The following is a 3,320-nucleotide window of genomic DNA, read 5'->3' as shown; positions in this document are numbered from 1 at the left end:
CGGTGGTGGCGGGCCGGGCGGCGGCGGGCCAGGTGGCGGTGGTGGTCGGGGCGGATTCGGCGGCGGCGGGGGCGGCGGCCGGGTCTTCGTATCCGTATTCCATACGCTCCATACCATCAACCGGATCACCATCCGCGACGGGGTGGCGCCGCTCGACCTGCTCAATGGCAGCGCCACGGGCAGCCGGGGCGGGCAGCCGCGCCATGAACTCGAACTGCGGGTCGGGGCGAACAAGGCCGGGCTCGGCGGGCGGCTCAGCGTCAATTGGCAGTCTGGCACGACGGTGCGGGCCGACCCTTCGAGTCCCCTGCTCGGCGCCAACGACCTGCGCTTCGGCGGGCTGGCAACGATGGACCTGCGGCTGTTCGCGGACCTGAGCGCCCAGCGGCGGCTGGTGCAGGCGATACCGTTCCTGCGCGGCAGCCGGCTGAGCCTCAACATCGACAACATCGCCAATGCCCGGCTCCAGGTGCGCAATACCGCCGGCGACGTGCCGCTGGGCTATCAGCCCGATCTGCTCGATCCGCTCGGACGAACCGTGCGGCTGCAATTTCGCAAGGTGTTTTTTGCGCGGCCGCCGGGGCGGCCCGCCGGCTGAGGTTACATCGGCGCAATCGGTGCGCTAGGGACGGACAACCAATCGATTCAGGAAGGCCGACATGATGCGCCGCACCATCCTCGCCGGCCTGGCCGCTGCCGGAGCCTGTCTGATGAGCCTGAGCGCCTCTGCCGCCCCGCTGCCAAAGTCACCGCGTGCCGGGCCGCCGCCGGCGGCGCCGATCGTCATCGCGCACCGCGGCGCCAGCGCCGAGCGGCCCGAGCATACGCTGGCCGCCTATGCGCTGGCGATCGCCGAGGGGGCTGACTTCATCGAGCCCGACCTGGTGTCAACGCGCGACGGGGTGCTGGTGGCGCGCCACGAGAACGAGATTTCCGGGACGACCGATGTGGCGTCGCATCCGGAATTTGCGGCGCGGCGACGGAGTCAGGACATCGACGGGGTGTCGGTCACCGGCTGGTTCACGGAGGATTTCACACTGGCCGAACTGAAGACGCTGCGCGCGAGCGAGCGGCTGCCGCAGCTGCGCCCGGCGAATGCTGGCTATGACGGGCAGTTCGACATTCCGACGCTCGACGAAATCGTCGCTTTGGCGAAGACCGAGACGGCGCGCAGCGGGCGGACGATCGGCATCTATCCCGAGACCAAGCACCCAAGCCATTTTACCCGCATCGGTCTGCCGATCGAGCCAGCGTTGCTCAAAGCGCTGGCGGCGGCCGGCTGGACGCGGGCAAGCGACCCGGTGTTCATCCAGTCGTTCGAAGTCGACAATTTGAAGGCGCTGCGCGGCCAGACCGGGGTACGGCTGGTGCAGCTGATAGCCGTGGGACCGACGCCCGATGGCCATGACTATGACGCAATGCGGACGCCGGCGGGGCTGAACGCGATCAAGGCTTATGCCGATGCGATCGGGCCGGCGCGCGAGCTTATCATCCCGAGCGATAAGGAGGGCGTGCTGGGCGCGGTGACTAGCCTGGTGGCGGATGCGCATGCGGCCGGGCTGGAGGTGCATCCCTGGACGTTCCGGCCTGAGAACTACTTCCTCGGCAAAAAATGGCGATCATCGCCCGATCCGAAGGCGCGCGGCGCGGCGGTGGACGAGATCCGCTTCTATCTGGAGACCGGGATCGACGGGCTGTTCTCGGACAGTCCGGCAGCGGCGGTGGCAGCGCTGGCGCCGCCGGATGTCAGCGGGCGGGATAGTCCAGCAGGAAATTGACCTGGGCGCCAGCAATCGGCCGGTCGCGCCCGGTCTGCCAGGCGCGGGCGCTGACATTGACGATGCGGCGACCGAGCCGGGTAATCTCGCCGGCAGCGAAGGTGTCAACGGGCGCGCCCTCGCGCATGAAATCGACAGTGATGGTGACCGGGCGGATGCGCGGCAGCGGCGCGTCGGCCGGTTGCGCGACGATGACCCGGGCGAGCGCGGCAAGCTCCAGCAGCCCGGCAAGCGTGCCGCCGTGCAACCGGCCGGGGGTGCCGATCAGGCGCTCGGCGAACGGCATGCGCAGCTCGATGTCTTCGGTGTCCGCCGGGCGGGTGAAGCCGATGGCCAGCAGCCGGGCATAGGGCAGCATGTCGAGCGAGCCGCTCGTCTGGCTGTGCAGCGCCTGGGCGAGGGTGAGGCTGGTCATGCGCCCGCCGCCGGTTGGGCGGTGGAGATGCCCTCCGCCGGCTGGGCGGTGAACATGAATGTGCCGGCCATGTTGGCGATCGGCCGGTCGGGATCGCCGTCATGGGCAATGCCGCGCACAAAGGCGATCTGGCGGGTCATCCGGTAGCAGGTGCTGCGCCCGATGATGGTGGCATGCGGCAGCGGCGCACGCAGATAGTCGAGCCGCAGGTCCAGCGTCGCATAAGGCTCCATCGCCCCGCGCACCAGCAGGACCGAAAAGCCGGCGGCTGAGTCCATCAGTGTGTAGATGGCGCCCGAGGCGATGATGCCATAGTCCGGGTCGGCGAGCAGGTGATCGGCATAGGGCATGGCCAGCTCGGCCCAGTCGCCGCCATGGTCCTGATAGCCCATGCCGAGCGCTGCGGCGTGCGGCACCGCGGTTATGAACTGGTTGGCGAACCGGCGCTGGCGGTCGAGCGTCTCTTCTTCAGGCGTGCTCATGCCGCATGGGCCAGCGTGTCGATGCGGGCCACCATCGAGGCCAGGCCCTGAGTGCGGTTCGAGGACAGGTGGCGGGACAGGCCCAGGCCGTCCATCCGGGCGCGGATCTCGTCGGCATCGATCTCGGCGGGCGCGCGGCCATCGGCCAGCATGAGCACCAGCGCGACGAGGCCCTTGACGATGGCAGCGTCACTGTCGGCGACGAAGTGTAACCGGCCATTGTCTTCGCGGGCGTGCAGCCAGACCTGCGAGGCGCAACCACGAACCTTGGTCGCTTCGGTCTTCAACGCCTCGGGCATCGGGGCGAGGTCACGTCCGAGCTGGATGAGCAGCCGGTAGCGGTCATCCCAATCGTCGAACGCCTCGAACTCGGCCTCGACATCCTCGAAACTGCTGATCGTCATGGCGCTGACATGGGCGGCAGCGCCGGTGCGGTCAAGTCAGCGCAGCTTCTCGATCTCGTCAGACAGGCTGCGGTTGCGGGTGGTGACATGCGCCTCGATGTCGCGCAGCCGGCGGTCGATATCGCGGAACCCGGCGTGAACGTTACGGACCGTGCGCTGCGGGGCGACGCGAACGTCTGTCCAGAAACGGCGGTTCTCGTCGCTCTCGTCGTAGAGGCGGTACGGCTTGGCGTTGGCGATG

The 3,320-nt window shown here is 68.8% G+C and carries 4 protein-coding genes and 2 pseudogenes; 2 read left to right on the top strand and 4 right to left on the bottom strand.

Going from position 1 to position 3,320, the window contains the following annotated elements; translation table 11 throughout:
* Together ACTIFJ_RS15165 and ACTIFJ_RS15160 are read left to right on the top strand one after the other, a co-directional pair.
* Positions 1 to 598: pseudogene (locus ACTIFJ_RS15165) on the top strand (TonB-dependent receptor); the annotation flags it as partial.
* A gap of 64 nt (positions 599 to 662) precedes the next feature.
* The gene (locus ACTIFJ_RS15160; RefSeq protein WP_439534950.1) at positions 663 to 1,778 is read left to right on the top strand and encodes a glycerophosphodiester phosphodiesterase; all 1,116 of its coding nucleotides are present in this window, start codon (positions 663 to 665) and stop codon (positions 1,776 to 1,778) included.
* Here ACTIFJ_RS15160 and ACTIFJ_RS15155 read toward each other — a convergent pair.
* From ACTIFJ_RS15155 to ACTIFJ_RS15140, 4 genes and pseudogenes are all read right to left on the bottom strand, one after another.
* Entirely contained in the window at positions 1,747 to 2,193 is a 447-nt protein-coding gene (locus tag ACTIFJ_RS15155; protein ID WP_439534949.1) for a PaaI family thioesterase, read from the bottom strand. The genes ACTIFJ_RS15160 and ACTIFJ_RS15155 overlap by 32 nt on opposite strands.
* Positions 2,190 to 2,675 (bottom strand): PaaI family thioesterase, encoded by a 486-nt coding sequence (locus ACTIFJ_RS15150; protein ID WP_439534948.1) that lies wholly within the window; start codon positions 2,673 to 2,675, stop codon positions 2,190 to 2,192. The genes ACTIFJ_RS15155 and ACTIFJ_RS15150 overlap by 4 nt, the downstream gene beginning before the upstream one ends.
* Positions 2,672 to 3,079, bottom strand: coding sequence for a SufE family protein (locus ACTIFJ_RS15145; protein WP_439534947.1), 408 nt, complete (start codon positions 3,077 to 3,079; stop codon positions 2,672 to 2,674). Before ACTIFJ_RS15145 ends, ACTIFJ_RS15150 begins: the two co-directional genes overlap by 4 nt.
* A 36-nt stretch (positions 3,080 to 3,115) precedes the next feature.
* Positions 3,116 to 3,320: pseudogene (locus ACTIFJ_RS15140) on the bottom strand (envelope stress response membrane protein PspC); the annotation flags it as partial.

Origin of the sequence: Polymorphobacter sp. (genome assembly GCF_051860865.1) — a bacterium.
In the GTDB taxonomy this organism is placed as follows: Bacteria; Pseudomonadota; Alphaproteobacteria; order Sphingomonadales; family Sphingomonadaceae; genus Sandarakinorhabdus.
This window is presented reverse-complemented; position numbering and strand designations above follow the sequence as displayed.